Origin of the sequence: Corynebacterium meitnerae, assembly GCF_027570075.1 — a bacterium.
In the GTDB taxonomy this organism is placed as follows: domain Bacteria; phylum Actinomycetota; class Actinomycetes; order Mycobacteriales; family Mycobacteriaceae; genus Corynebacterium; species Corynebacterium meitnerae.
This window is the reverse complement of sequence record NZ_JAKMUS010000008.1, coordinates 78,337-103,045: the sequence shown is the minus strand read 5'-3', so window position 1 is coordinate 103,045 and position 24,709 is coordinate 78,337. Positions and strand designations below refer to the sequence as shown.

The 24,709-nt window shown below is 60.4% G+C and carries 23 protein-coding genes; 8 read left to right on the top strand and 15 right to left on the bottom strand.

Going from position 1 to position 24,709, the window contains the following annotated elements; translation table 11 throughout:
* Nucleotides 1-110 precede the first annotated feature (110 nt).
* The 3 genes from L8U60_RS06585 to L8U60_RS06575 are packed head-to-tail and all read right to left on the bottom strand — an operon-like array spanning nt 111 to nt 2,251.
* On the bottom strand, nt 111-1,121 hold the full coding sequence (locus tag L8U60_RS06585; RefSeq protein WP_269965569.1) for a hypothetical protein: 1,011 nt from the start codon (nt 1,119-1,121) through the stop codon (nt 111-113).
* Complete coding sequence (locus L8U60_RS06580; protein WP_269965568.1) at nt 1,122-1,880, bottom strand: ATP-binding cassette domain-containing protein; 759 nt, start codon at nt 1,878-1,880, stop codon at nt 1,122-1,124.
* Entirely contained in the window at nt 1,877-2,251 is a 375-nt protein-coding gene (locus L8U60_RS06575; protein WP_269965567.1) for a GntR family transcriptional regulator, read from the bottom strand. Before L8U60_RS06575 ends, L8U60_RS06580 begins: the two co-directional genes overlap by 4 nt.
* 210 nt (nt 2,252-2,461) lie before the next feature.
* Between L8U60_RS06575 and L8U60_RS06570 the strand changes: the two genes are divergently transcribed.
* Nucleotides 2,462-3,760, top strand: a complete 1,299-nt coding sequence (locus tag L8U60_RS06570; RefSeq protein WP_269965566.1) for an NYN domain-containing protein — start codon at nt 2,462-2,464, stop codon at nt 3,758-3,760.
* Between the two features lie 8 nt (nt 3,761-3,768).
* Here the strand turns inward: L8U60_RS06570 and L8U60_RS06565 are convergent, their stop codons facing one another.
* Together L8U60_RS06565 and L8U60_RS06560 are read right to left on the bottom strand one after the other, a co-directional pair.
* The gene (locus L8U60_RS06565; RefSeq protein ID WP_269965565.1) at nt 3,769-4,608 is read right to left on the bottom strand and encodes a PspA/IM30 family protein; all 840 of its coding nucleotides are present in this window, start codon (nt 4,606-4,608) and stop codon (nt 3,769-3,771) included.
* A 150-nt stretch (nt 4,609-4,758) separates the two neighbouring features.
* Nucleotides 4,759-5,136, bottom strand: coding sequence for a thioredoxin family protein (locus L8U60_RS06560; protein WP_269965564.1), 378 nt, complete (start codon nt 5,134-5,136; stop codon nt 4,759-4,761).
* A gap of 96 nt (nt 5,137-5,232) precedes the next feature.
* Between L8U60_RS06560 and L8U60_RS06555 the strand changes: the two genes are divergently transcribed.
* From L8U60_RS06555 to L8U60_RS06540, 4 genes are read left to right on the top strand one after another with little or no spacing between them, the layout of a single operon-like run.
* Entirely contained in the window at nt 5,233-5,436 is a 204-nt protein-coding gene (locus L8U60_RS06555; RefSeq protein ID WP_269965563.1) for a copper chaperone, read from the top strand.
* A gap of 21 nt (nt 5,437-5,457) precedes the next feature.
* Complete coding sequence (locus tag L8U60_RS06550; RefSeq protein WP_269965562.1) at nt 5,458-5,673, top strand: heavy-metal-associated domain-containing protein; 216 nt, start codon at nt 5,458-5,460, stop codon at nt 5,671-5,673.
* Nucleotide 5,674: 1 nt separating this feature from the next.
* Entirely contained in the window at nt 5,675-7,858 is a 2,184-nt protein-coding gene (locus L8U60_RS06545; RefSeq protein ID WP_269965561.1) for a heavy metal translocating P-type ATPase, read from the top strand.
* A gap of 15 nt (nt 7,859-7,873) precedes the next feature.
* Nucleotides 7,874-9,184 carry an MFS transporter gene (locus tag L8U60_RS06540; RefSeq protein ID WP_269965560.1) on the top strand — a complete coding sequence of 437 codons (1,311 nt, stop codon included), beginning with the start codon at nt 7,874-7,876 and terminating at the stop codon, nt 9,182-9,184.
* A 12-nt stretch (nt 9,185-9,196) separates the two neighbouring features.
* On the opposite strand, the gene dnaB is transcribed toward L8U60_RS06540, so the two are convergent.
* The 7 genes from dnaB to L8U60_RS06505 form a co-directional block, all read right to left on the bottom strand.
* Nucleotides 9,197-10,723, bottom strand: a complete 1,527-nt coding sequence (dnaB, locus tag L8U60_RS06535) for a replicative DNA helicase (protein WP_269965559.1) — start codon at nt 10,721-10,723, stop codon at nt 9,197-9,199.
* A 493-nt stretch (nt 10,724-11,216) separates the two neighbouring features.
* On the bottom strand, nt 11,217-11,669 hold the full coding sequence (rplI, locus tag L8U60_RS06530; RefSeq protein WP_034663823.1) for a 50S ribosomal protein L9: 453 nt from the start codon (nt 11,667-11,669) through the stop codon (nt 11,217-11,219).
* A gap of 57 nt (nt 11,670-11,726) precedes the next feature.
* Entirely contained in the window at nt 11,727-12,296 is a 570-nt protein-coding gene (locus L8U60_RS06525; RefSeq protein WP_269965558.1) for a single-stranded DNA-binding protein, read from the bottom strand.
* A gap of 174 nt (nt 12,297-12,470) precedes the next feature.
* Nucleotides 12,471-12,761 (bottom strand): 30S ribosomal protein S6, encoded by a 291-nt coding sequence (gene rpsF / locus L8U60_RS06520; RefSeq protein WP_269965557.1) that lies wholly within the window; start codon nt 12,759-12,761, stop codon nt 12,471-12,473.
* A 476-nt stretch (nt 12,762-13,237) separates the two neighbouring features.
* Nucleotides 13,238-14,668 (bottom strand): glycosyltransferase family 87 protein, encoded by a 1,431-nt coding sequence (locus L8U60_RS06515; RefSeq protein WP_269965575.1) that lies wholly within the window; start codon nt 14,666-14,668, stop codon nt 13,238-13,240.
* Between the two features lie 104 nt (nt 14,669-14,772).
* Nucleotides 14,773-17,067: a transglycosylase domain-containing protein gene (locus L8U60_RS06510; protein WP_269965556.1), complete on the bottom strand. Its 2,295-nt coding sequence runs from the start codon at nt 17,065-17,067 to the stop codon at nt 14,773-14,775.
* 193 nt (nt 17,068-17,260) lie between these two features.
* Nucleotides 17,261-17,626, bottom strand: coding sequence for a DUF5318 family protein (locus L8U60_RS06505; protein WP_269965555.1), 366 nt, complete (start codon nt 17,624-17,626; stop codon nt 17,261-17,263).
* 82 nt (nt 17,627-17,708) lie between these two features.
* Between L8U60_RS06505 and L8U60_RS06500 the strand changes: the two genes are divergently transcribed.
* From L8U60_RS06500 to L8U60_RS06490, 3 genes are all read left to right on the top strand, one after another.
* Nucleotides 17,709-18,173, top strand: coding sequence for a MarR family winged helix-turn-helix transcriptional regulator (locus L8U60_RS06500; protein ID WP_420840164.1), 465 nt, complete (start codon nt 17,709-17,711; stop codon nt 18,171-18,173).
* A gap of 94 nt (nt 18,174-18,267) precedes the next feature.
* Nucleotides 18,268-19,254: a universal stress protein gene (locus L8U60_RS06495; RefSeq protein ID WP_269965553.1), complete on the top strand. Its 987-nt coding sequence runs from the start codon at nt 18,268-18,270 to the stop codon at nt 19,252-19,254.
* Between the two features lie 10 nt (nt 19,255-19,264).
* Nucleotides 19,265-19,765, top strand: coding sequence for a hypothetical protein (locus tag L8U60_RS06490; RefSeq protein WP_269965552.1), 501 nt, complete (start codon nt 19,265-19,267; stop codon nt 19,763-19,765).
* A 45-nt stretch (nt 19,766-19,810) separates the two neighbouring features.
* On the opposite strand, the gene trhO is transcribed toward L8U60_RS06490, so the two are convergent.
* The 3 genes from trhO to L8U60_RS06475 all read right to left on the bottom strand — a co-directional run bounded on the left by trhO (nt 19,811) and on the right by L8U60_RS06475 (nt 24,617).
* Nucleotides 19,811-20,689 (bottom strand): oxygen-dependent tRNA uridine(34) hydroxylase TrhO, encoded by an 879-nt coding sequence (gene trhO / locus L8U60_RS06485; RefSeq protein ID WP_269965551.1) that lies wholly within the window; start codon nt 20,687-20,689, stop codon nt 19,811-19,813.
* A 42-nt stretch (nt 20,690-20,731) separates the two neighbouring features.
* Nucleotides 20,732-22,225: a DUF1846 domain-containing protein gene (locus L8U60_RS06480; protein WP_269965550.1), complete on the bottom strand. Its 1,494-nt coding sequence runs from the start codon at nt 22,223-22,225 to the stop codon at nt 20,732-20,734.
* A 187-nt stretch (nt 22,226-22,412) separates the two neighbouring features.
* The gene (locus tag L8U60_RS06475) at nt 22,413-24,617 is read right to left on the bottom strand and encodes a malate synthase G (protein ID WP_269965549.1); all 2,205 of its coding nucleotides are present in this window, start codon (nt 24,615-24,617) and stop codon (nt 22,413-22,415) included.
* Nucleotides 24,618-24,709: the final 92 nt, after the last annotated feature.

The window sequence follows — 24,709 nt, the reverse complement described above, 5'->3', positions numbered from 1 at the left end:
CAACCCAGTCCCAATCAGACTGTCTGGCGGGGCGTTGTCGGTCACGCTGACTCACATAAAGCTACACACACCCACACAACAACACAAATCAGCTGGCTAGGTCATGTTTTTCAGAGCTTCTTTTGAGCATGTTTCGGGCTGATTGAACCCAAGAGATACCCAGCCTGAATGACAATGCCGATCAACGCGAGGATTCCGGCTGTCACCAGTGCAAAGATGACTGCGCCGTCGCGGAAGCCTTGGGCATTGGATGCCCCATTGGCAATGAAGAACATCAGGTAGCCGGGGCCCATGCCCACTTCCGTGCGCCAGATCTTCACTGCGGCGCCGATGATGGCACTGGCACAACCGCCGGCACCGATGGTGATCACTGCAGCCCAGGAGAACTCGGATGGCGATGCCAGAGCAGCCACGCCGATATACGCCGCGACCGAGACCAGCGCAGCCACCCATGAGAATGCCAGCCAGCGTCGGCGCGGCACGCCATAGCTCGCGCCAGTTGCCGGCCCGGGGATGCCGATCCCCTGCATGCAGTAAGCGGAGTACCAAACGATGATCGGTATACCACCGAAGAGCAGGCGAAATCTGTCATTGCCGATGAAGTCCGACAGGTACAGGAAGCCGCAATGCGCAATGGCCACAGCGAGAGCCCACAACAGTTGCGGTTTGAAGATCAATTCGAATTCGAAGCTGCCGCTTCCAAGATGCGAACCCGCCTTCCGGTCATCAGCCACTCCATCGCCGGCTATGTATTGCCCGCCGAAGAGCAGCCCCGACACCAGCGCCACGAGTGCGCCCGCGGCTCCAACCCAGTCCGGGCGCGCGACCAACGCAATGCCCGCGCTGAACACCACTGAGGGGACAACAGCCATGGCAGTGAGTTTTTTGGCCCGAGACTTGGGCATCCCGTATGCCGTATAGGCGGTGTCCTCCGACGACAACGCCCCGATCATGACGGCCGTCAGGATCATTGGGCCGAATATGACGCCGACTACTGAATCACGGGTGACATAAAGCAGCCCGAATGCAAGCATCGCCAATATCGGAGTCATCCAGATCAGTCGGGTCAGCGGTGGCGCGACGAACTGGTGGCGGAAATACCCAACCAGACTCGTATTCATCTAGGACACCTCCAAGTAGTGCTCAATGAGGTCGTCGAAAGTGGCAGCGCGAGCATGACGCGGGGCGTCGTAAATGGGCACAAGGTCCGGGCCCGCGACAGCGAATTCATCAGCATCCTCAGGGGCACATTGCTTGAGCACGACCCCATCACGCCCCAAGATCACCGCATCATCCAGGACTTTTGCCGCATCGTCGATATGGTGCGTGGCCATCACAATCGTCCGGCCGGAATCAGCCTGGGCAAGAAGATGGCGGTAGAAGACGTCCGTGTTGTGGGTGTCGAGGCCGACATAGGGTTCGTCGAGAAGCAAAAGCTCTGTACCCGATGCCAGCCCGATAATGATGGCGACCATGGCACGCTGTCCGCGCGAGAGCTTGTCGTAGCGGGTGCTCAGGGCACCGCCCATGACGAAATCGGCGATGAGCTCGTCGGCAAGCGCTGGGTCCCACGTGCGGTAGCGCAGCTGCGCACCTTTGATTACGTCCGTGCCGGACCACGTGCCGGGGTATGCGGTATCCACGCCGGTCAAGCAGGTGTTGTCCATGACGCGGGCATTGTCGAAGGGGCGCTCACCAAAGACTTTGACCATGCCTGAATCTGGTTTGAGCTGGCCGCCGATGATCTTCAGCAGCGTGGATTTGCCCACACCATTGCGACCGAGCAGGCCGTGAATGCCGGGACCGAAGTCCAAGGTGACGCCCTGCAAAACATCGGTTTTGCCGAAGCTGTGAGCCAAACGTGAGATGTGAACGGTCATTGGTACATTCCTCTACTTTCTGCGACGCGGTCGATGAGGTCGTGGAGATCGGTGCGGGAGTAGTCGAGGCGCAAGGCTTCGTCGATAAGCGGTGCGATGTAGTCGCCGGCGAAGTCCTCGCGGCGCGTGCTCACGATGCGTTCCCGCGCACCGTCGGTGACGAACATCCCGATGCCGCGGCGTTTTTCAAGGACTCCGGCGTCGACAAGCAAGCTCAGCCCTTTGCGCGCGGTGGCGGGATTGATGCTGTGGAATGCGGCGAGCTCATTCGTTGAGGGAGCGCGCTGCCCAGGTTCGAGTTCACCGTCCATGATCTGCTCCTGGATGAGACGAGCGATCTGAAGGAATAACGGCTCAGCGTCATTGCCCACGAAACACCTCCGGTTAGTCAGTTGCGTAACCAACCATACAAGCATGAGAATTTTTTGGCGCTGAAGTGCGTTGAACAGGGCAGAAGCCACCTATGTGGGCCCGCTCAGAGCTGGTCAACGAGATTTCTTAGCGAGACCCACGCAAGTCAGGCACACTGGGTGGACGACAAAACTTTTTAGCTACATGAATAGATACGGAAATCAGGAGCCATGCTTGAACGCACACTCGTCTTTGTGGACACGTCTTATCTGCTCGCGAGCTTTTACAACTCGTGGGAGACAGGAGCACGGTCTCAGTTAGAAATTGACCTCCCAGAGGTCGTTGCCAATCTTTCCGGCATGATCACGCAGCAGCTTGATCAGCCGATTCACCGTCAGTACTGGTACGACGGCATCCCCGACTCGGGCCCGCACCGCTACCAGCGCGCACTGCGCACGTGCGACGGCGTTCAGCTGCGTACAGGTCAACTCATTGAGTGGGGTGAACGTCGCACACAAAAAGGTGTGGATACCCGCTTGGTTGCTGACATCGTGGTCAATGCCATGCGCGGGCAATACACCGATTTCGTGCTGGTCAGTGGCGATGCGGACATGATCCCAGGCGTCGAGGAAGCCACCAACGCCGGCATCCGCGTACACCTTTATGGCTTCGGCTGGGATTCCATGTCCTCTGCCCTACGCCACGCGTGTGACACGACGACGATCCTGGACCCACGCGAGGATTTCGCCGACGCGATGCAACTTCAAATCCTTGAAGGCCCCCTCCCGCCGAGCATCCGCGAACGTCCACTCGCGGATGCCGAAATGGAAGACAACGAGGGCATGTGCGACATCCCTCGCCCCGACGGTGAGCAGCCACTGTCTGCCCAGCTTGTCGACGACGCCGAGGCCGACACCGAACAGAACTTCCAGGCAGCTCCCGCAACAGCTCCCGAAACCGCCCCTGAAGGAACTCCTAAGGAGCCTGCAGTAGAGGCTGTCGCGGAGACTATGACGAAACCTGAATTCACGGCGCACCCGGAGGCTGCAGCAGATCCTGGCGGAGAGGAAGAGGAAGAAGCTGTCGCGGAGAAAACACCCGCACCCGAACCGGCGCCGGCGCCTAAGCCGGGACCATCACCAGCCCAGCTGGCTGAAACCACAAGCGACAATGGCGCGGCACACACACCGAAGCCGTCCATGATGGCACCACGCCGGAAGCTGCGTTCCCGTTATGTCCCGCTGCCGGAGGAAGTGTGGACCTCTTCCGGGTTCCAAACACCGTTTGACGTGGGACAACAGTACGCAACCTGGTGGTTCGATAACGCGGCTTCCTCGGAGCAGCGCGACAAGGCACACATGCTCTCCGGCGGCGGTCTGCCCCCGGAGATTGATCGCCCGCTCCTTCAGTTCGCCTGCGAAACGCTTCACGAATACACGCTGAGTGAGAACCAGCGCGTGAATTTGCGCGACGGTTTCCACTCAGGGATTCGCGGCGTTCTGATCAACATCCGCCGGACGCAGAATTAGAACCAGACCTAGTCGTGTTCAGGTTTGGCACTAGCGTCTGACTGCCCAGCCTCCACGCCCTGAGCACCACCGGATTCGGTGCCCGGGGTGAGTTCGCCGGCAGTGGCAGCTTCCTTCTCCATAGCTGCACGGATTTCCGCCAGCTTGGACGTTGCCGCGACATCAGCGCCCGCTTGGCCGGCTTCAATCTCAGCCATGACACCTTCTGCACCAGTGGCCGTGGACTCGGCTAGTTCCTGCTGGCCTAGCGCGGTGGCGTAGCGGCGCTCAATCTTGTCGCGCACACCATCGAGGGTGGGCACGGAATCATCGGCATTAAACTGGCCGATGGTGTCCATCGCCTGCGCAGACATCTCCTGCATGTTGGCCTGGTCAACCTGGGCGCGGAGACGGTTCACCTCGGCGAGCTGCTCCTCCAGGCGCGCTTCAGACCTACGCTGTTCTTCCTCAGCCTGCTTGGCTGCCTGCTCGGCGGCACCATACTGGGTGGTTAGGTCCGCGAGTTGCTGCTCAGTTGCCACCAGCTGGGAGGCAAGCGCCTCAGCAGTGTTGTTGAACTCCTGTGCCTTGGCTGAATCGCCCTCAGCGGCAGCCTTATCCGCCATCTGCAGCGCCGTCTTGGTCTTCGCCTGCTGGTCAGCCTGGGTTTCACGCAGGCGGTTCAGCTTGATCTCCAGCTGCTTCTTCTGGCCGATAATCTCCGCAGCCTGACGCGTGATCGCGTTGTGCTGCTCCTTCGCCGCGTTCGCGGCCTGTTCGATTTGGACCTTCGGGTCAGCATTCTCATCAATCGCCGAATCGAACGACTGCATGAGGTACTTCCAGCCCTTGCTGAAAGGGTTAGCCATGATTGCGCGTCCTTTAAATAAGTAGGGAGCAGATACAGGGGTCTAGTTTACGTGGGAATCATCGCACCCGTCGGCATCAAAAACCCCACCACTTTTTGCTCGGGTGGAGCGGGAAAGGGGTGGGGGGAGACGTCGATAAGCGAAAAGGCCTTAAGCCTCGTCTTGCTGTGCGTTCTGTGCGGCGATGTCGCGGCGGACTTCCTCCATGTCTACGTCGCGGACGGCCTGGATGAACTCCTCAAACGCTGCTGGCGGCATTGCGCCGGAGGTCTGGGTGAGGAGGATGCCGTCGCGGAAGGCGAAGATCGAGGGGATCGACTGGATCTGCAGCGCGGCAGCGAGGCCCTGGTTGGCTTCAGTGTCGAGCTTGGCAAAAACGATGTCTTCGTGCTTGTCAGAAGCCTTCTCAAATGTCGGTGCGAAAGCCTTGCACGGACCGCACCAATCGGCCCATGCGTCCACGATGACGGTGCCATTTTCCTCGATGACCTTGGTGAACGTGTCTTCCGTAATATTAATGGTGCTCACTATTAATCCTTTCGGGCTACTCGGGTAACGTCTATCAGTGAGTTCAACCCCACTCAGTTTCGATTCATTCCCACTCGGGGCAGAAAAGGAGCAATCGTGACCAAGAACTACCGGTTCGAAGGACCTCAGGACGCTGAGTCCGTTGAAAAACTCCAGTCTGAAGTGAGCCAGGTGCTGGGCACGCAGGGTGTGGACATCAACGTTGAGGCCGGAATCATGCAGGTCACAGGCGAGGGCTTCACTGATGAGCAGATCGAGTTCGCGGTTGAGTACGCGGGCTTCTCACTTATCGACGTCTAAAGTTCGCGTACTATGGGCCCCATGAGCACTGAACCAACTGAGACAACTGTTTTTAACGTAGAAGGCATGACGTGCTCGCACTGTGAGGCGAGCGTCAATGAGGAGATCGGCGAGATCCCTGGCGTGACCAGCGTGAAGGCTGATCATACGACGGGTCGCGTCGAGGTTGTTGGCTCCGGTTTTAGCCGTGAGCAGATTGCTGAAGCCGTCGCGGAAGCTGGCTACACCCTGCTGTAACATGACAAACACGCCTACTCCCACCCACCTTGATCTTGGTGTGATGGGCATGACCTGTACTTCGTGTTCTTCACGGGTGCAGCGGAAACTGAACAAAGTTCCCGGGGTCGAGGCCACGGTGAACTACTCCACTGAAACTGCGGCGGTGGATTTTGATCCGGCGCTGACTGATCCGGATGCCCTCGTGCAGGTTGTGCGCGATGCGGGCTATGAGGCTTTCGTGGTCGGTGGCACTGGTGCCCCGGCTGACACGGATGCTCCCGATATGGATGCGGTGCGCGATGAGGAGACGGAGAAGCTCAAGCGAACCGTCATCTGGTCAGCGATATTGACGCTGCCCGTGTCCCTCCTGTCGATGGTCCATGCGCTGCAGTTCCCCGGCTGGGAATGGCCGGTGCTCGCGCTGACCACGGTGGTGTACTTCGTCGCTGGCGCTCCTTTCCACCGCGCAACGTGGACGAATCTGCGCCATGGCGCGGTGACCATGGACACGTTGATCTCCATGGGGACGACGGCTGCCTACGTGTGGTCCTTGTGGGCACTGTGGGTGCAGATCACCAGCCCAGCTGGGCACGAAGCACCGCCGATTTATCTTGAAACCGTCGCGGTAGTGATCACGTTCCTGCTGCTCGGCCGCTGGTTTGAGATGAAGGCAAAGGGCCGGTCCTCTGAGGCGTTGCGGGAGCTGGCCACGATGGGCGCGAAGGACGCTAGTGTTCTCCGCGACGGCCAAGAGGTGCGCATCCCTGCCGCTGAACTGCAGGTCGGTGACCATTTTGTGGTGCGCCCGGGTGAGAAGATCGCTACCGATGGCGTTGTCATTTCCGGTTCGTCGACGGTGGATAATTCCATGCTCACCGGTGAATCTGTTCCCGTGGACGTCGGCGAGGGTGACACCGTCACCGGCACGACGGTCAACCTGTCTGGCCGCCTGACCATTGAGGCCACCCGCGTCGGCGCAGAGACCACCTGGGCGCAAATGATCGAGTTGGTCCGCAATGCCCAGGCCGGTCAGGCGCCCGTGGAGCGCTTGGTGGACCGAATCTCCCGTGTCTTTGTGCCGGCAGTGATCGTCATTGCGCTGATCACGCTGGTTGTGCACCTGCTCATCGGGCATGATGCGCGGGCAGCATTCTCCGCGGCAGTCGCCGTTCTCATCATCGCTTGCCCCTGCGCGTTGGGGCTGGCCACACCCACCGCAATCCTGGTTGGTACTGGCCGCGGCGCGCAGCTGGGCCTGCTGATCAAGGGGCCGGAGATCCTGGAATCCACCCGCAAGGTGGACACGATTGTTCTGGACAAAACAGGCACTGTGACCAGCGGCAATATGTCGGTGGATTCGGTGGCCCCGGCTGCGGGCTCTGAGCGTAGCGCCGATGAGGTGCTCGCGCTCGCCGCGGCGGTGGAAGCCGGTTCGGAGCACCCGATCGCACGCGCCATCGTCGAAGCCGCGACCGAACGAGGGCTCACCCTCCCGGAGGCTCAAGAGTTCAGCTCCGAAGCAGGTCAAGGAGTGCGGGCGCTTATCGACGGCACCCGCGTCACCGTCGGCCGTGGCCATGGCCCTGAGGCGGAAGCGTACGAGGCAGAAGGCGCCACTGCAGTGTCGGTCAGCGTGGACGGCTCCGCTGCTGGTGTCATCGCTGTCAGCGATACCGTCAAGGAAACATCCGCGCAGGCGATTGCGGATCTGCGTTCCCTGGGACTAACCCCGCACCTGCTCACCGGCGATAACGCGGGTGCCGCGCACGCCGTGGCACGGGCAGTGGGGATTGACCAGGAATGTGTGACGGCGGGGGTGATGCCGGCGGGGAAGGTTGAGGTCGTCGAAACGCTTCAAGCCCAGGGCAAGACCGTGGCGATGGTCGGCGACGGCGTCAACGATGCCGCCGCTCTTGCCACCGCGGACCTCGGCCTGGCCATGGGGTCCGGCACGGACGTGGCCATTCAAGCTGCGGATATCACCCTCATGGGGGGTGACTTGGGCAGCGCTGCTGACGCGATCCGTCTCTCGCGGCGGACCCTGCGCACGATCAAGGGCAACCTGTTTTGGGCATTCGCTTACAACGTCATCCTCATTCCTGTCGCAGCGTTCGGCCTGCTTGACCCGATGTTCGCGGGTATCGCCATGGCATTCTCTTCCGTCTTCGTTGTAACTAATTCTTTGAGGTTGCGGCGGGGCTGAGTAGGCTTTTCCGCTATGACCACCCGAAATGAGCGGCTCGACCGCCTGCCTGTCACATCAAAACACCGCCGACTTTTGGTTGGCTCCGGCATCGGGTGGGCGCTTGACGCCATGGATGTTGGCCTGGTGTCTTTCATCATCGCGGCGTTGGCCGTGCACTGGGACCTGGATAAATCCACCACGTCCTGGATCGCGTCCGTTGGCTTCATCGGCATGGCCATTGGTGCCACGCTGGGTGGTTTGCTCGCGGACAAGTTCGGCCGCCGGCAGATCTTTGCCGCAACGCTGCTTGTCTACGGTTTGGCCACGGGCGCTTCCGCCTTGGCATGGTCCGTCGGTGCGCTCTTGGTCTTCCGCTTCTTCGTCGGCCTGGGTCTGGGCGCTGAACTTCCTGTGGCGTCGACGCTGGTCAGCGAGTTTGCTCCGCGCCGTAGCCGTGGCCGCATGGTGGTTATCCTCGAAGGATTCTGGGCTGTCGGCTGGATTCTCGCGGCGGTGATTGGCACCTTCGTGGTGTCGCAGGGCGAGAACGGTTGGCGTTGGGGTTTCGCGCTCGGCGCGGTGCCGGCACTGTATGCCATCTACGTGCGGATGGGCCTGCCAGAATCGGTGCGCTTCTTGGAGTCCAAGGGCCGGCACGAGGAGGCGGAGCAGATTGTCGCTTCCTTTGAAGCGGCTGCTGATCCCGCTGACCTGGAGGATCTGGACCCTTCCCCCGACGCTATGGACAAACCTGAATTCACGGGCGGAATTTGGGGCCCTGCTTTGAGGCGCCGAACGGCCGCCTTCTGGCTCGTCTGGTTCGGCGTTTCCCTCTCCTACTATGGCGCTTTCATCTGGATCCCATCCCTGTTGGTGGACCAGGGATTCACTTTGGTGCGCTCGTTTAGCTTCACGCTGATCATCACGTTGGCGCAGGTGCCTGGCTATGCGGCGGCCGCGTGGCTCATTGAGATCTGGGGCCGGCGCATCACCCTGTCCACCTTCCTGGCGGGTTCGGCATTCTCCGCCGTGCTCTTCGGCCTAGCCGCGGCACCGTGGCAGATCATCGCCGCGGGCTGCTTGCTGTCCTTCTTCAACCTCGGCGCCTGGGGTGCGCTCTACGCCATCGGCCCGGAGCTCTACCCCACCAACATCCGCGCGACCGGCACGGGCGCCGGCGCCTCCTTCGGGCGCATCGGTTCCATCATCGCCCCGCTTATCGTTCCCCCAGTGTTGGCGTGGGGTGGGTCGATGGCCGTCTTTGGCGTCTTCGCTGTCGCTTTTGCTGTGGCCGGCATCGCCGCGTTCACGCTGCCGGAGCAGCGCGGGAAGGCGTTGACGTAACCCAGGTTCGGTCTAACCCCGCGCCATGTTGACAAAGCGCGAGTAGTGCAGCTGGTGCGCCACCGCGATCGTGTCAATTGGGCCACCGCGGTGCTTGGCCACGATAATGTCGGCCTCACCAGCACGCTCGTTGTCCCTGTCCTGGGAGTCTGGGCGGTACAACAGCATAACGATGTCCGCGTCCTGCTCCAACGAACCGGACTCACGCAGGTCCGCCAACTGCGGGCGCTTATCCGTACGCGCTTCCGGTCCACGGTTCAACTGCGAAATCGCAATCACGGGGACTTCGAGCTCCTTGGCCAGCAGCTTGAGCTGACGCGAGAAGTCCGAGACCTCCTGCTGGCGTGATTCGACCTTCTTGCCGGAACTCATCAGCTGCATGTAGTCCAGCACCACCAGGTCCAAACCATGCTGCTGCTTCAGGCGGCGCGCCTTGGAGCGAATCTCCATCATGGTCAGGTTCGGGGAATCATCCACGAAGATCGGTGCCTGCTGGATCTCTCGCAGACGCTCCGTGAGCTTCTCCCAGTCCTTCTCCTCCATCTGTCCGGAACGCATCGCGGAGAGCTTGATCTCTGTCTCGGCGGAGAGAAGGCGCATGACGATTTCGGAGGCACTCATCTCTAGCGAGAAGATCACGGAGGTCAGACCATTGTGAATGGAGCAAGACCGCACAAAATCCATCGCCAGCGTGGACTTACCCACACCAGGACGGGCAGCGATGATGATCATCTGGCCGGCGTGCAGGCCGTTGGTCAAGCGATCCAGGTCAATGAAGCCGGTGGGCACACCCGCGGCGAGCCCGCCGTCCTTCTCAAAAGCAGCAAGCTCATCGACGGTTGGCTTCAACAGCTCCGACAGCGGCCGGTAATCCTCACCCGTCTGCTTCTGTGCGACGGCAAAGATTTCCTGCTGCGCGCGGTCAACGAGGGATTCGATCTCCATGCCCTCGCCGCCGTCATAGCCCAGCTGCGCCACGCGCGTACCGGCATCCACCAGCTGTCGCAGGGTGGACTTCTCCGCGACGATGTCCGCGTAGTAGCGGGCGTTTGCCGACGTTGGCACTTCAGAAATCAGCGTGTGCAGATATGGTGCTCCCCCGGCACGCTCCAGATGTCCCATGCGATCAAGGCGACCGGAAACAATCAGCACATCGACTTCAGAACCCTGCGAGTACAGGTCCAGAATCGCCTGATAGATCAACTGGTGCGCCGGGTAGTAGAAATCTTCCACGCGCAGTTCCTCGATCACATCGACAACCGTGTTGGAACTCAACAGCATCGCACCAAGCACGCCCTGCTCTGCCTGGCGGTCATGGGGTGGTTGACGGTACTCCGCTAGATCAGTGCGGTCTTTAGTGAAGCCGCGTCCGCGATCAGACTTATCGCCATAACGCGATCCCCCGCCGCGCGACCCGAACTCCTCCGGTGGTGGCGGCGGTGGCACCGCGCTGTCCGCGAAGCTGTCAAAGCTATCCCCGTCATAATTCTGCGCATCCCCGCCAGCGGTGTTATCCGCGGTGTTTCCGCCTACCGTCATCGCTTACCTCCATCGTCCCCTTTGTTCGTTTGATGTTACCCCGCAAACGCCGTCCGACTCTCTTCCAGAACTCCTTCCACACCAGTTATCCACAACCCCTTGTGGATAACTCACCCTAAACGCACGTCGGTTTCCACACGCCCCCACCCACGGTTGTGGATAACCTGTGGATAACTCGGGTAGATCTCCACACGCCGCACCATACTGCCAGTTCATCACACTTATATTCATAAATACAATCGGCTTCGAACAGTGAATAAAACCGCTACCAGCAGGTTCGCACAATACCTGAGAATTACCTTAATTTTACCGTTTGGCTACCTTTCTACGCCCCGCGAGCAGCAGTTATCCACTAGTTATCCACAGGCCCTGTGCACAACCCATAAACAAAACAAACGCGGGCCCCACTCCTCACAAGTGGGACCCGCGTTTAATGCTGTTGTCGTTGGATTGATGTAAGGGCTTTCGCCCTGTCAATCGCCGTTAAGCGGTATTAAGCGCTCACGACCTCGAAGTTCACCTTGCCCTCCACGTCATCGTGGAGCCTGACCTTAACCTGGTAGCCACCGGTACGGGTGACCAGACCCTTAGGTACGTCAACGCGACGCTTATCCAGCGCCGGGCCGCCAGCTGCCTCAACGGCAGCGACAATGTCAGCCGGCTTCACAGAGCCGAAGAGCTTGCCATTGTTGCCGGTGCGGACCTTCACGGTCACGCCCTGCAGCTGGTCGAGCTGATCGCGCAGCTCCTTCGCGTGCTCCAAGTCGCGCACGGAACGCTGCTCCTGGGCGCGCTTGATGTCCTCAATCTGCTTCTCAGCACCGCGGGTAGCCACGATAGCCAGGCCGCGGGGGAGCAGAAGGTTACGTCCGTAGCCGTCCTTGACCTCGACAATATCGCCGGGTTCACCAAGGTTCTCAACGGCAGCGGTGAGGATCAGTTTCATGAATCCTTACCCTTCCTTTTCGTGAAAGATGTTCGTTGTTATTGAAATGCTGCGTTTTTAGAACGGGGGCTCATCGTCCATGCCGCCGAAGCCGCCGGCAGGAGGAGCGGAGTTCCACGGATCATTCGCTGGCTGGCTAGCCTGACCACCCTGGGCCTGGCCGCCCTGGCTCTGACCGCCGAAACCACCAGTGTTCTGGTTGTTCTGGAATTGCTGGCCGCCCTGGTTACCACCGAAGCCGCCGCCGGAACCGCCCTCACGCGGGTTCCGGGACACGGAAGCGGAAGCGTACTTCAGGGATGGGCCGACCTCGTCGACCTCGACCTCAAATACCGTGCGGTTTTCGCCTTCGCGGGTCTGGTAAGAACGCTGACGCAAACGGCCGTTAACAATGACGCGCATGCCCTTGGTCAGGGATTCAGCGACATTCTCGGCGGCACCGCGCCACACATTGCATGTCAGGAACAAAGCATCCCCGTCATCCCACTGGCCCGTGTCACGGTTGTACGTGCGGGGAGTGGATGCGATACGGAAGTTAGCTACGGCCACGCCAGCCGGCGTGAAACGCAGTTCCGGATCAGCAACGAGATTGCCTACGACGGTGATGGGAGTTTCGCCCTGTGCCATGATGTTTTGTCCTTACCTTTACCTTTATGCGAGTGAGTCCATGTAGTTGTGCTGGTTTTCTTTCACACCCAAGCATATAGCTTAGGGTGAACATTGCCCTTGTGCTGGGGTTTTAGCCCTTTTTGCACTGGTTTATACCGGCACGAAGAACTCTCGTTCTAAAAGTTCGTGCGCTTACTTCTTATCGGTGCGCAGAACCTTGGTTCGCAGAATGTTGTCGTTCAGGTTCAGACGGCGGTCGAGCTCCTGGACGGTCTCGGACTCGCAATCCAGGGTGACTACTACGTAGACACCCTCTTCCTTCTTGTCGATCGGGTAGGCAAAGCGGCGCTTGCCCCAGATATCAACGTTTTCCACCTTGCCGTTATCCTTGCGGACAATTTCGAGGAACTTGTCCAGGGACGGGGCAACGGTGCGCTCATCCTGACTCGGGTCGAGGATGATCATTACTTCGTAGTGACGCACGGGACCTCATCACCTCCTATGGTCGTTTCATTGATGTCGGCCACCGCCCTTGTGGCAGTGGCAGGAGGGTCGCTTACGTCAAGCAACCTCACCAGCGTACCCCAGGGGTTACGCAGGGAGAAATTGCTTTTGCTTATCGACGCTCACGGGGCCAGCCCCCTAATCGTCCCTATCCACATCCAGGACGAGCCCTTCCGGATCAATGTCGATATCGATGTCGATATCGATGTCACCGGTGACGCTAGCGGGTGGGGGCAATGGCAATCGTCGCTAGTTTCTTCATGCCTTCACCCGGTTTGACTATGTGCTCAAGCGAGAAAAGGCGACCTGGGCTTTTGCTGGGCGCAGCGTGACATAGTCAAACCAACCCTAGGGGTTGGGGGCGGCGAAGAAGACGGCGAGGGAGACGGGCAGGATCGTCATGAAGATGAAGGCCAGGATGCCGAGCGTGACGGCGAGGCCCACCGGCTTTTTCTTCACGACTGTCCAGAAGCAGGCACCGAAGAGTCCGAAGGCGATGAAGATGGAGCAGATTCCAAGGATGGTTGCAGTTCCCATTGTTGTTTCGCTTCCTCCCAATCAGTGGGTGTGGTGAGTAGGGGATCACAGCCATAGTGCGCATCGCGGACCTTGTCCGGGCGGCGGCCGTACATCTGGCGGACGACAAGCACCATGATGGCCACGATGAGTCCGTCGCGAATAAGGACGATGAGGTTCAGTGCGCCTCCTGGCAGACCGAGGTTGTCGGTGCCCATCATGTGCCACATGAGGATAGGCCAGACGAGCATGTCCGCCGTCATCCACGTGAGCAGCAGACGCCAGTGGGGCAGTGCGAGGACCGCGGGGATAATCAGCCACAGCGAGTACTGGGGGCTCCACACCTTGTTGAAGAGCAGGAAGAACCCAACGATAAGGACGAAGAGTTCCGCCACGCGCGGCATCTGCGGCGCCTTCAGCCCGGCGATAAGAACGAAGAGGCAGCCAGAGAGGAACAGCACGAGAGTCACCGTATTGAGGATGACGGGTGCGCCTTCACCCGAGTCGAACCCCGTCCACCCGGTTGCGCGGGAGATCACCGCGTAGATCGTGGTCCATTCCCAGCCGCGTTCGGTGTTGAGGCGCTGGAACTCATGCCAGGCGTCATAGTTGCGCAGCATGATCGGCACGTTGACAACGAGCCAGGAAACAACAGTGGCGGCCAGCATCTTCAGGAAAGGCACGAGGTTCTTCTGACGCAGCGCAATGACAAGGTAGGCACCCAGCAGGAACAGGGGCCACATCTTGAAAGCGGTACCGAAGCCGATGAGCACACCAGCCAGCCAGAACTTCTTGTTCCGCGCCGCCAACAGTGCGCCCACCATGAATGCGATGGAGGGGATGTCCCAGTTCGTAAACGCGTGCATGATCAGCAGGGGAGAGGCCACCACCAAGATGGTGTCCCAAATGCGGTTGCCCGCCAGTTCCGCAACCATGCGTGCGGTGCCCACCCAGATGAGGGCCATGACGAAAGCGGTGACATAGAAGTACCAGCCAGACTCGGGCAGTGCCCAGTCCATGAGCGGGTACGTCGTGCGCGCGATCCAGCCCATCAGGCCCTGGAACAGGCCACCGAGAACCGGGTACTCCATATAGCGGGTGAGGTCCCCCTCCACCCACGAGTAGTCGTAGACAAAACCCGGCTGATCAAGCCCGCGGCCACCATAGAGCGGAACGATGTCGTTGTAACAAAAGGACGTGTACTGGCGGTTGCCGTCCCAGTTGAGCTGCAAGGCGCCGTCCACAAGCTTTCCTCGCGCACAGTTTGACTTGGCTAGCGCACCGAGCGCGAGGAACACCCACGCCACCGCGATGATGGCGCGCAACGGCGTCCACCAACGACCGCGGCCGATCTGCGCGAAGCGACCCATCGGCCCGCCGAGCGCCGCGATAACACCCTGCGCGGCGGGCTCTGTCAGTGCGGGTTGTACGCGGTCAGCGGGGTGCGCCCATCCTTTTGTCACGCCGAATCCCCTTAACCCACCAGGCTGTCCAACAAATCTCCGAGATTCAGATCAGGTGCCGGTGCCGGAGCAGGAGCCGGTGCAGGAGCGGGCTCCGGTGCAGGAGCTTCACTTGGGGCTTCCTCCGGCGCGTCAGACTCGGCGGTGTAGGGGTTCGTGTAGATCGGGGTGATCGGGTACGTGCCGCCGCTGTAGGCATTCACGCCCCAGTTGATCGGGGTGGCGGTGGGGAACTGCTCCATCTCGCTGTTGGCCAGGGAGCTGTCCAGCACGCCCTTCCAGATCGAGCCCGGCGTCATCGAGCCGTACATGTTGCCGCCCCACGCGTTGTAGATACGCGAGGTGTTGTCCGCGGTACCCACCCACACGGCCACAGCCAGCTGCGGGGTACCGCCAACCATCCAGGCGTCCTTGGTGCCACCGGTGTCACCGAACTGGGCGGTACCGGTCTTCGCGGCACTCGGGCGACCGCCAGCCAGGGAGGAATTAGACCACCCAGCGATAGGCAGCATCGCCTGGATCACGTTGTCTGCCACCTGGCCGGAGATGCGGCGCTCCTTGTACTCCGGATCGAACTCGTAGAGCACCTCACCATCGGCGGAGGTCACGCGCTGCACGAAGTGCGTCGGGTGCCAGACACCACGGTTGATCAAGGTCGCCATACCAGTGGCCATATCGATGACGCGGGACTGGTACTGGCCCAGAACAATGCCGTCATACGGTTGGCCGCCATCTGGCTCCTGCAGGGTGTGCGGGATGTTCGGCAGGGAACGTGCCACGCCCAGGGCGTGTGCGGTGTCCGCGGTGTCCTGCGTCGTATTGTCCAGATCAGACTGGATGCGGATGAAGGACGTGTTGTAGGAGTTCTTCATCGCCTCAGCCACGGTGGTCATTCCGCCACCGCCGCCGCCGTCGTTAGTAATGCGCGCATTACCCACGGTGACGGGGGAGGAGTCATACGTCGCGGACAGCGGAATACCCTGCTGAAGAGCCGCAGCAAGGCCGAAGATCTTAAACGTCGAGCCCGTCTGCAGGCCCGCGTTTGCGTAATCCCAGCCCGATGCGTCATCGCCACCGTAGTAGCCACGCACAGCGCCTGTCGACGGATCAATGGCCACCACACCAGTCCGCGCATCTTCCTGCAGCGGTGCCAACTGTGCCTCCGCCGTGTCCAGAATGTTCTGCTGCACCTGCGGGTCGATGGTGGTGGTGATCTGCAAACCACGGTTGGTCACATCATCTTCGGTGATGCCGATGTGGGACAGCTCCTCAATCACCTGGTTCTTAATCAGGCCGTTCGCACCCGTTGCCTCCGTGTATGCGGAGTAGGTCGCCGGATCACGCGTCTCCGGGAACTGCGCCTCGGCGCGCTTCTCTGGGCTCAACCAGCCCTCTGCAACCATGCCGTCAAGCACGTAGTTCCAACGGTTCTCCGACTCCTGCGGGTTGTTCCACGGATCCAACTGGCTTGGCAGCTGAATCAGGCCAGCCAGCACCGCACCTTCCTCAACCGTCAGCTCAGAGGCAGGTTTGTTGAAGTAGGCCTGCGCTGCTGCCTGAATGCCATACGCGTTGCGCCCGAAGTAAATGGTGTTCAGGTAGCCCTGCAGAATCTCTTCCTTGGACCAATTGCGGGTCATCTTGATGGAGTAGACCAGCTCGTTGAACTTACGGGCGTAAGAGCGCTCATTGCCCACGATGGTGTTCTTCACATACTGCTGCGTAATCGTGGAACCACCACCAGCAGAAGCATCACCCGTGAGCTGGCCCAGCAACGCACGACCGAAACCGGTGAAGGAGAAACCGGAGTTGTTCCAGAAATCACGGTCCTCCGCAGCCAGAACAGCATTCTGAACATGCTCCGGTACCTGGTCGAGCGTGATCTGCCGGCGGTTACCTTCCGCCGGCACCACACGTGCCAGTTCCGTCGTTCCGTCAGACGCGTAAATCGTGGAGATCTGCGCGGTTTGGATCTCACCCGGCGCGGGCAAATCCGCACGCACGTAGTTCACACCAAACAGAGTCAACGGCACAGCGAGAACAAGGACCAGCGCCAGCGCGAGCGCCGCCCACCACTGGCCTGCACGACTACGCCGTGCACCAGAAGGGCGGGAAGACTTCGGGGCAGTTTTCGACGAGGACTTCGACGAGGACTTCGCCGCCGCCGCACCACCGGCACCCTTCGCGGTCTTCTTCACAGTTTTCTTCACTGTCTTCTTAACCGTCTTCTTCACAACCTTCTTTGCCTTCTTCGGCTGTGCAGAAGAGTTGCTGCCGGCGGCGCGCTTCGGCGCCTCATTACGCATGCTCGCGTCCTTGCGTTGGTGCGCACCACGGGAGCTACGGGAGTCAGATTCGCGTGACAATGGAGTGTTCTTCCTGCCTAATTAGGACACTTTTAAAGGTCAGATTACTTCAGGGTAGTTGCTTCACCCTCAAATCACAGCACCAGAGGATTAGCAGAGGAGCACCAGAGGCGTCAGATAGCTTCAGTCCGGGCTAGTCCGGGACCGGTTCTGCCCGTGCTTCGGTGAGCAGGTGGTTCCAACCGCAGCGTCGGCAGACCTCAACGCGGTGAACAGTGATCGGGCCAACTTGCCCCGTGATCTCATCTATTTCTGCCTCACTACGCGCGGTGCCAGAGCGGCGGCCGAGGTTGTCACCGTAGATCCACAGCACGTCTTGCATGACGCCTTCGCATATGGGGCAGGGGCGGGCCGAGTCGGTGCCGTGGTGTTCGGCCGCGGCTTTCAATAGGAAGTCCGCGTCACAGAGTTCTTCCTTAGGAATGTGCCCGGCGTGATAGTCCCGCAACGTCGTACGGCGTTCCCATTCGTGGGACACTTCAGCGCTGAGACGAAACACGGTCGGCGATTGTACGCCCATTAACGTTTACTTACGCGAAATTAATGACATAAATGGCGTTTTTACCTACTAATTGCCTACGATGGTGGCCATGACAAACAAAATGGATGTCGCACACGAAGTCGCGGCAGACGTGCGCCCATTTCTCACGAAGCTTTACGTTGCTTACTTCCGCATCGCTGAGCAGTCGGACCTCACCGGTCCGCAGCTGTCCATCATGGAGCGGCTGATTGAGAACGGCCCGATGCGTATTAGCCAGCTCGCACAGGAGGAAGGCATCCGCATGCCCACGGCCTCCAACACCTTGCACCAGCTTGAGCAGCGCGAACTGATCCACCGCGTCCGCGATGAAGCAGATCGCCGTGGCGTGCGCGTGCAGATTACGGATACCGGCCGCATTGAATACGACCGTGTGGCACAAGAGCGCACCAAGTACGTGACGGAGATGCTGGCCACCCTGGACGCTGATGATCTTCAGCAGCTCAAGGACGCTGTTCCGGTGTTTGAGAAGCTGTCGGAGCTCTACACCACCCACAATCTGGCCTAGGTGCACATGAGTTTCTAGCACTCCGCCCGTGGGACCGATAAGATCCAAGTAACTTCGCAACGAAGTTTCTGTCGTCCCACACTCTCTTCAGGATATGGCCGAGAATCTGCATTTGCCTGCACTTTTGTCGTCGATGGACAGCGAGCGCCCTTTACGCATCGCCGTCTGCTGGGATCATTCGGGGGAAGAGGCTGTGTATTTTGCGGGGTGGCTTGCGCAATCCCTCCCTGTAGAGATCAGGGTGCTCACAACAGCGCCGCGCCCGTGGTCATTGCGCTCCACATCGAGCAAGAAATACAAGAAGTGGCTCGAGCACACGGCTGATGAACGCACGCAAGCCGTGCGCAAAGCGATGAAAGAGTACGTTCCCAGTCGCGCATGGGACAAAGAATTCGTTGTATTCCGTGACGGAAAGCCGCGCCATAAGCTGCTCAAAGAAGAAATCAAGCGGTTTGGCGCGGATCTTGTTCTGTTTGGCTCAAAGCCGAGGGCCGCGAAGGGCCGCTTCATTCCTAGTTCTTCTGCCGATGCACTGTTGCGCTCCGCACCGGCGTCGGCGGGCATTGTTCCGCGCGGCACCAAGCTGACCAAGAAGGGCATCACGCGCGTCAACTTCGCATTCCTCGACACCGCAGAGGCCGCTGAAAATTCGACCCGTGGCATCGGACTTGCGGCCGCACTCGCGCTCACGCTTGATGTGGAGCTGCGCATCATGGCTTTCTCACCAGAGGAAACGTACAGCTACGACGATGACATCACTCATCGCCCGCTTGTGGACGAATGGAATGAATCCTCCCTTGCCCTCCTCGACCGCGCCTGGGATGTGGTGAACAATGTGGCCCACGATCTGAATATTTCAGACCCCCACGAAGAGCTTAAGAACTTCGCGGTAGAAACCTGCGTGAGTTCTGGCGGAGGATGGCGCACCGTTGTGGAATCCCAGAATTGGAAGAAGGGTGATGTCCTCTTCCTGGATTCCTCCCCGCACACGAAGACTCGCAAAGGTCACGTGTATATCGGCTCGCAGACAGCGAAGTTCCTGAATCATGCCCCGGTACCCGTTGTGATCTTGCGGCGTTAGACTGAGCCACATGGCTTCCCATGAGTATCGTCCCGGTTTCGCCCCTGGCCACCCAGAAAATGACCTGCATGCTGCTGCGGACTACTCCAACAAGGTTCGGCCAACCCCGCACAGCTTTGATGAACTAGCGGATCAGCCGGACCCGAAAGAGGTCAATGAGCGCAATGCTGCTTCAACCAAGCAAGCGCTCTGGTTCGCAGCTGCCACGGTGGCAATCACCTTCCTCGTCGCAGGCATTCTCGCGTTCATCTCCCGCATGATGGGTGGCCCGCTGTGTGAAGCCGGCGAAGCAACCTGGCTCTGCACCGGCACGTGGCGCACCGCGTGGTCAGTGATCAGCTCCATCCCACCCGTCGCCGGCATTCTTGGCTGCGCCATCATCATGGTCCGCAAGCTCAACCGCTACGAGCGCTGGATGCCCTGGATGGGCGTGTTCTGGCTGCCCATCGTGCCGTTTGCCATGTGGTGGCTGACCATCACCATCGGCATTCTCGCAGCCGACAGCGCCTAGCTGGCCGTAAACGACCAGCTAGAAAAGGCCTAGTAGAAAAAGGGCCTAGTAGGAGCAGGCTGAGCAGTACGGTTGCTTTTCCCGGCAGTCCGGGCAGCTCAAGTACTGGCGGCGGCAGTCCGGTTCGTTGGCGCAGTTGTAGTGCTGGTTCGTGGCTTCACCGCAATGAACACAGTGGCCGAGCTGCACAAAATCCGGGTCATCTTCCGGGCCGAATTCGGTGTGCATGCGCTTGTCAAAGACGTAGAGCGAACCTTCCCACAGGCCCTGATTGCCAAATTTCTCGCCGTAGCGGACGATGCCGCCGTCGATTTGGTAGACCTCTTCAAACCCGCGGTTGATCATGAGCGATGACAGGATCTCGCAACGAATACCACCAGTGCAGTAGGACACCACAGGCTTGTCCTTCATCCAGTCATACTTGCCGGATTCCAGCTCCGCGATGAAGTCATGCGTGGTGTTCACGTCAGGCACCACGGCGTTTTTAAATTTTCCGATCTCCGCCTCGTACGCATTGCGGCCGTCGAAAAAGACCACGTCATCACGCTTTTCGACGAGCTCGTTCACCTCTTCCGGCTTCAGGTGCCGGCCGCCGCCGACGACCCCGGACCCGTCGACACGCAATTCTTCCGGCACACCGAAAGTGACAATCTCATCGCGCACTTTGACGCTGAGTTTCGGGAAGTCCGCCTTGCCGCCCTCAGACCATTTGAACTCGATGCCGCGGAAGTATTCCTTGGTTTTGCGCACGTAGGTCTTGCAGGCGTCCATGTCGCCGCCGACGGTGCCGTTGATGCCGTCGGGGGAGATGATGATGCGACCGTGAAGGCCCAAGCCCTCGCACAGATCCCGCTGCCACAGGCGGACCGCTTCCGGGTCGGCGATGGGGCGGAACTGGTAGTAGAGCAGGATCTTTTCTTGCATGTGTCCAGTCTAAGAAGTTCCCGCCGTGGCCGGAAATTACGCCTAGCGGCGGTGGTACAACGCCTTGCGCCAGTACTGCGGCTCCGTGGTAGCTAGGACCCCGAGGGAGCGGAAGATCCCCTCATCCACCGAGCCCAGGATGGTGGTGATGTGCGCGTCGCACCCACGCAGGGACTGCAGCTGCTCCAACGCCAGGCGGGCATTATCATCCTCCGCCGCCGAGGTAGACAGCGCGATGAGCACCTCGTCCGTGTGCAGGCGCGGGTTACGCGAACCCAGGTACTGCGTTTTCAGGCGCTGGATCGGCTCAATCGCATCGGGGGAGAGCAGGTGCACCTCATCCGCGATACCGGCCAGCTTCTTCAGCGCGTTGAGCAGCACCGCCGCGGACGGACCAAGCAGGTCAGAGGTCTTGCCGGTCACGATCGTGCCGTCCGGAAGTTCCAGTGCCGCACCGGGATTGCCGGTGGCCTCCGCGACCTCGAGGGCCGGCGCCACCACCGGGCGATCCGCCACGGTCAGGCCCGCCTTCCGCATCACGTTCGCGGCGCGAACCGGCACTTGCTCATCCACGTCACCGCGGCGGAAATCCACCTGCGCGATCAGGAAACGACGGACGATTTCCTGCTCCGCCGCATACCGGCACGCCGCATCATCGGAGATGCAGTAGCCGGCCATGTTCACACCCATGTCGGTGGGGGACTGGTACGGCTCCGTGCCCGTGGCTTCCTTCAGCAAGGCCTTGAGCAGCGGGAACACCTCAATGTCGCGGTTGTAGGAGGAGACCTGCTCGCCGTAGGCCGCCAGGTGGTACTGGTCGATGACGTTGATGTCATCCAGATCCACCGTCGCCGCCTCATAGGCCAGGTTCACCGGGTGCTCCAAGGGCAGGTTCCAGATCGGGAACGTCTCAAACTTGGCGTAGCCGGCCTTCGTGCCCCGCTGGTTGTCCTGGTACACCTGGCTCAAGCAGGTAGCCAGCTTGCCAGAGCCCGGGCCCGGCGCGGTCATCACCACAACATCGCGGCTGGTCTGCACATACTCGTTGCGGCCGAAGCCGTCCTCCGACACGATGCGCGGAATGTCATTCGGGTAGCCAGGGATGACGCGGTGCAGTCGCACTGTCACGCCGAGGCGCTCCAGTTTGTCGCGCAGCATGTCGGCTTGTTCAGCGCCGGCTTCGTACTGGGTGATCACCACGTTCTCCACGAGGAAGCCGCGCTCCCGGAAGACGTCGATAAGCCTCAAAACCTCATCTTCGTAGGTGATGCCCAGGTCAGCACGCACCTTTTGGCGCACGAGGTCCGGCGCAGCCACGCACACGACGATTTCGACTTCGTCTTTGATGCGCTCCAGCATGGCGATCTTGTTGTCCGGGGTGAAGCCGGGGAGGACACGGGAGGCATGGTGATCGTCGAAAAGCTTGCCGCCCATTTCCAGGTACAGCTTGCCGCCGATTTCTTCTCGACGCTTAGAGATGTGCTCCGACTGCATCTCAATATATTTCTGGCGGTCGAACCCTACTGAGTACGCCATGGTTCCTCCTTGCGTCGTAGTTATCGGCACTAAACACTACACCCACAAAGCACAAAAGAACCCCGGTTGACTTGGCCTGCGAAAAATTTCGCGGGCAGGGGTCAACCGGGGCTCAGAGCTCTCGGCCTCAATGCTTGCTTAAGGCCTGGACCCGTGCTTTTGCTTGCTTAAACAGCCCTAGGGCTGTTTAAGCAAGGCCGTGTGCAGCCTTAAACTCACGACGCTTCGCGTGCAGGATCGGCTCCGTGTAACCAGACGGGGACTCGGTGCCCTTGAAGATGAGGTCCTTCGCAGCCTGGAAACCGATGGACTTGTCGTAGTCCGCAGCCATCGGCAGGTAGTTCGGGTCACCAGCGTTCTGCTCGTCGACCTTCACAGCCATGCGCTTCAGAGAATCCAGCACCTGGTCCTCGGTGATGACACCGTGGACGAGCCAGTTAGCCAGCAGCTGGGAGGAAATACGCAGCGTTGCGCGGTCCTCCATCAGGTCCACATCGTGGATGTCCGGCACCTTGGAGCAGCCAACACCCTGCTCAACCCAGCGGACCACGTAGCCCAGGATGGACTGGCAGTTGTTGTCCAGCTCCTCAGCCTTCTCTGCATCGGACCAGACATCGCCCTCGGTGCTGACCGGGACGGTGAGCAGGCCCGGCACGGAGTTACGGCGGCCAGCAGCACGCAGCTCATCCTGAACAGCGTGGACATCTACCTGGTGGTAGTGGGTGGCGTGCAGGGTAGCGCCGGTCGGGGACGGAACCCATGCGGTGTTTGCACCCTCACGCGGCTGGCCGATCTTCTTCTCCAGCAGAGCAGCCATGTGGTCCGTCTCAGCCCACATGCCCTTACCAATCTGTGCGCGACCCGGCAGGGAGTGAGCGATACCAGCATCAACGTTGTGGTTCTCGTAGGACTGCTTCCACGGTGCGGTCTGCATGTCTGCCTTACGCACCATCGGGCCGGCCTGCATAGCGGTGTGGATCTCATCGCCCGTGCGGTCCAGGAAGCCGGTGTTGATGAACACCAGGCGGTCAGCAGCAGCCATGATGCAGGCATCCAGGTTGACGGAGGTGCGACGCTCCTCGTCCATGACACCCACCTTGACGGTGTGCTTCGGCAGACCCAGGATCGCCTCGACGCGGTCGAAGATTTCGTTGGTGAAGGCAACCTCGTCCGGGCCGTGCTGCTTCGGCTTCACCACGTAGATGGAGCCAACGCGGGAGTTACCGCGAGCGTTGTCCTCGCGCAGACCCGGGATAGCAGCGGCGACGGTGATGATGCCGTCGAGCAGACCCTCCGGCACCTCCTCGCCGTCAACGAGGATCGCCGGCGTGGTCATCAGGTGGCCAACGTTGCGGCACAGCATCATGACGCGGCCGTGCAGGGACTCCTCGGAACCATCCTTAGAGGTGAAGGTGACGTCATCAGCCAGGGTGCGCTCGAAGGTCTTGTCGCCCTTGGTCACGGTCTCGGAGATGTCGCCGCGGTTCAGGCCGAACCAGGTGGCGTATGCGCCAGCCTTATCGGTGCCGTCAACTGCTGCGACGGAATCCTCAAAGTCCATAATCGCGGTGACAGCGGACTCCAGAACAACGTCGGAGACGCCAGCGCGGTCGGTCTTGCCCACCGGGTGCTCGCGGTCGATCTTGATGATGATGTGCAGGCCGTTGTGGCGCAGCACAATACCGGCCGGTGCGTCCTTGGAGCCCTGGTAGCCGAGGTAGACAGCCGGGTCCTTCAGGGCGACCTCGTTGCCCTCAGACACGATCTTCAGGGAGCCATCTTCCGCAACCTCGTAGGAGTCCACGTCAGCGTGGGATGCACCCTCAAGCGGCACAGCCTCATCGAGGAAGTTGCGTGCCCACTCAATCACGCGGTCACCGCGGACCGGGTTGTACCCCTTGCCCGGCTCAGCGCCACCATCCGTCGGGATAGCGTCAGTGCCGTACAGCGCGTCATACAGGGAGCCGTAGCGAGCGTTCGCCGCGTTGATAGCAAAACGTGCATTCGTAATCGGCACAACCAGCTGCGGGCCAGCAACGGTTGCGAACTCCGGATCCACGTTCTCCGTACGGATCGCACCATCCAGCGGCTGCTCCACCAGGTAGCCGATGGAACGCAGGAACTCCTCGTGCGCTGCCGGGTCAGGCTGGCCCGGGTTGTCGCGGTAGTACTGGTCCATCGTGGCCTGCAGCTCATCGCGGCGAGCCAGCAGCTCCTTGTTCTTCGGGGTCAGGTCTGCGAGGTAAGCAGAAACATCGCCCCAGAACTTCTCGGCGTCAATGTTGATCTCGGGGAGCAGCTCCTCCACCACGAAGTCGTACAGCGGGCGGGCAACAGCCAGCCCAGCGACCTCGACGCGCTCAGTGCGGTCCTCGAATTGCGGCGTAGTCATATATGAGATCCTTTCGGCCAAACGTTATGTTCGCCCACCCATTGTAGGGAGCTCCTGTGGCGCGGGCATGTGGAGGCCAGCTTAGTGATGAC

Bases quoted from the DNA above. Each gene is read 5' to 3' on its own strand.
- L8U60_RS06585 (WP_269965569.1), bottom strand. From the start codon at position 1,121: ATGAATACGAGTCTGGTTGGGTATTTCCGCCACCAGTTCGTCGCGCCA.
- L8U60_RS06580 (WP_269965568.1), bottom strand. From the start codon at position 1,880: ATGACCGTTCACATCTCACGTTTGGCTCACAGCTTCGGCAAAACCGAT.
- L8U60_RS06570 (WP_269965566.1), top strand. From the start codon at position 2,462: ATGCTTGAACGCACACTCGTCTTTGTGGACACGTCTTATCTGCTCGCG.
- L8U60_RS06565 (WP_269965565.1), bottom strand. From the start codon at position 4,608: ATGGCTAACCCTTTCAGCAAGGGCTGGAAGTACCTCATGCAGTCGTTC.
- L8U60_RS06550 (WP_269965562.1), top strand. From the start codon at position 5,458: ATGAGCACTGAACCAACTGAGACAACTGTTTTTAACGTAGAAGGCATG.
- L8U60_RS06545 (WP_269965561.1), top strand. From the start codon at position 5,675: ATGACAAACACGCCTACTCCCACCCACCTTGATCTTGGTGTGATGGGC.
- L8U60_RS06540 (WP_269965560.1), top strand. From the start codon at position 7,874: ATGACCACCCGAAATGAGCGGCTCGACCGCCTGCCTGTCACATCAAAA.
- dnaB (WP_269965559.1), bottom strand. From the start codon at position 10,723: ATGACGGTAGGCGGAAACACCGCGGATAACACCGCTGGCGGGGATGCG.
- rplI (WP_034663823.1), bottom strand. From the start codon at position 11,669: ATGAAACTGATCCTCACCGCTGCCGTTGAGAACCTTGGTGAACCCGGC.
- L8U60_RS06525 (WP_269965558.1), bottom strand. From the start codon at position 12,296: ATGGCACAGGGCGAAACTCCCATCACCGTCGTAGGCAATCTCGTTGCT.
- L8U60_RS06515 (WP_269965575.1), bottom strand. From the start codon at position 14,668: ATGGGTCGCTTCGCGCAGATCGGCCGCGGTCGTTGGTGGACGCCGTTG.
- L8U60_RS06510 (WP_269965556.1), bottom strand. From the start codon at position 17,067: ATGCGTAATGAGGCGCCGAAGCGCGCCGCCGGCAGCAACTCTTCTGCA.
- L8U60_RS06500 (WP_420840164.1), top strand. From the start codon at position 17,709: ATGGTGGCCATGACAAACAAAATGGATGTCGCACACGAAGTCGCGGCA.
- L8U60_RS06495 (WP_269965553.1), top strand. From the start codon at position 18,268: ATGGCCGAGAATCTGCATTTGCCTGCACTTTTGTCGTCGATGGACAGC.
- L8U60_RS06490 (WP_269965552.1), top strand. From the start codon at position 19,265: ATGGCTTCCCATGAGTATCGTCCCGGTTTCGCCCCTGGCCACCCAGAA.
- trhO (WP_269965551.1), bottom strand. From the start codon at position 20,689: ATGCAAGAAAAGATCCTGCTCTACTACCAGTTCCGCCCCATCGCCGAC.
- L8U60_RS06480 (WP_269965550.1), bottom strand. From the start codon at position 22,225: ATGGCGTACTCAGTAGGGTTCGACCGCCAGAAATATATTGAGATGCAG.
- L8U60_RS06475 (WP_269965549.1), bottom strand. From the start codon at position 24,617: ATGACTACGCCGCAATTCGAGGACCGCACTGAGCGCGTCGAGGTCGCT.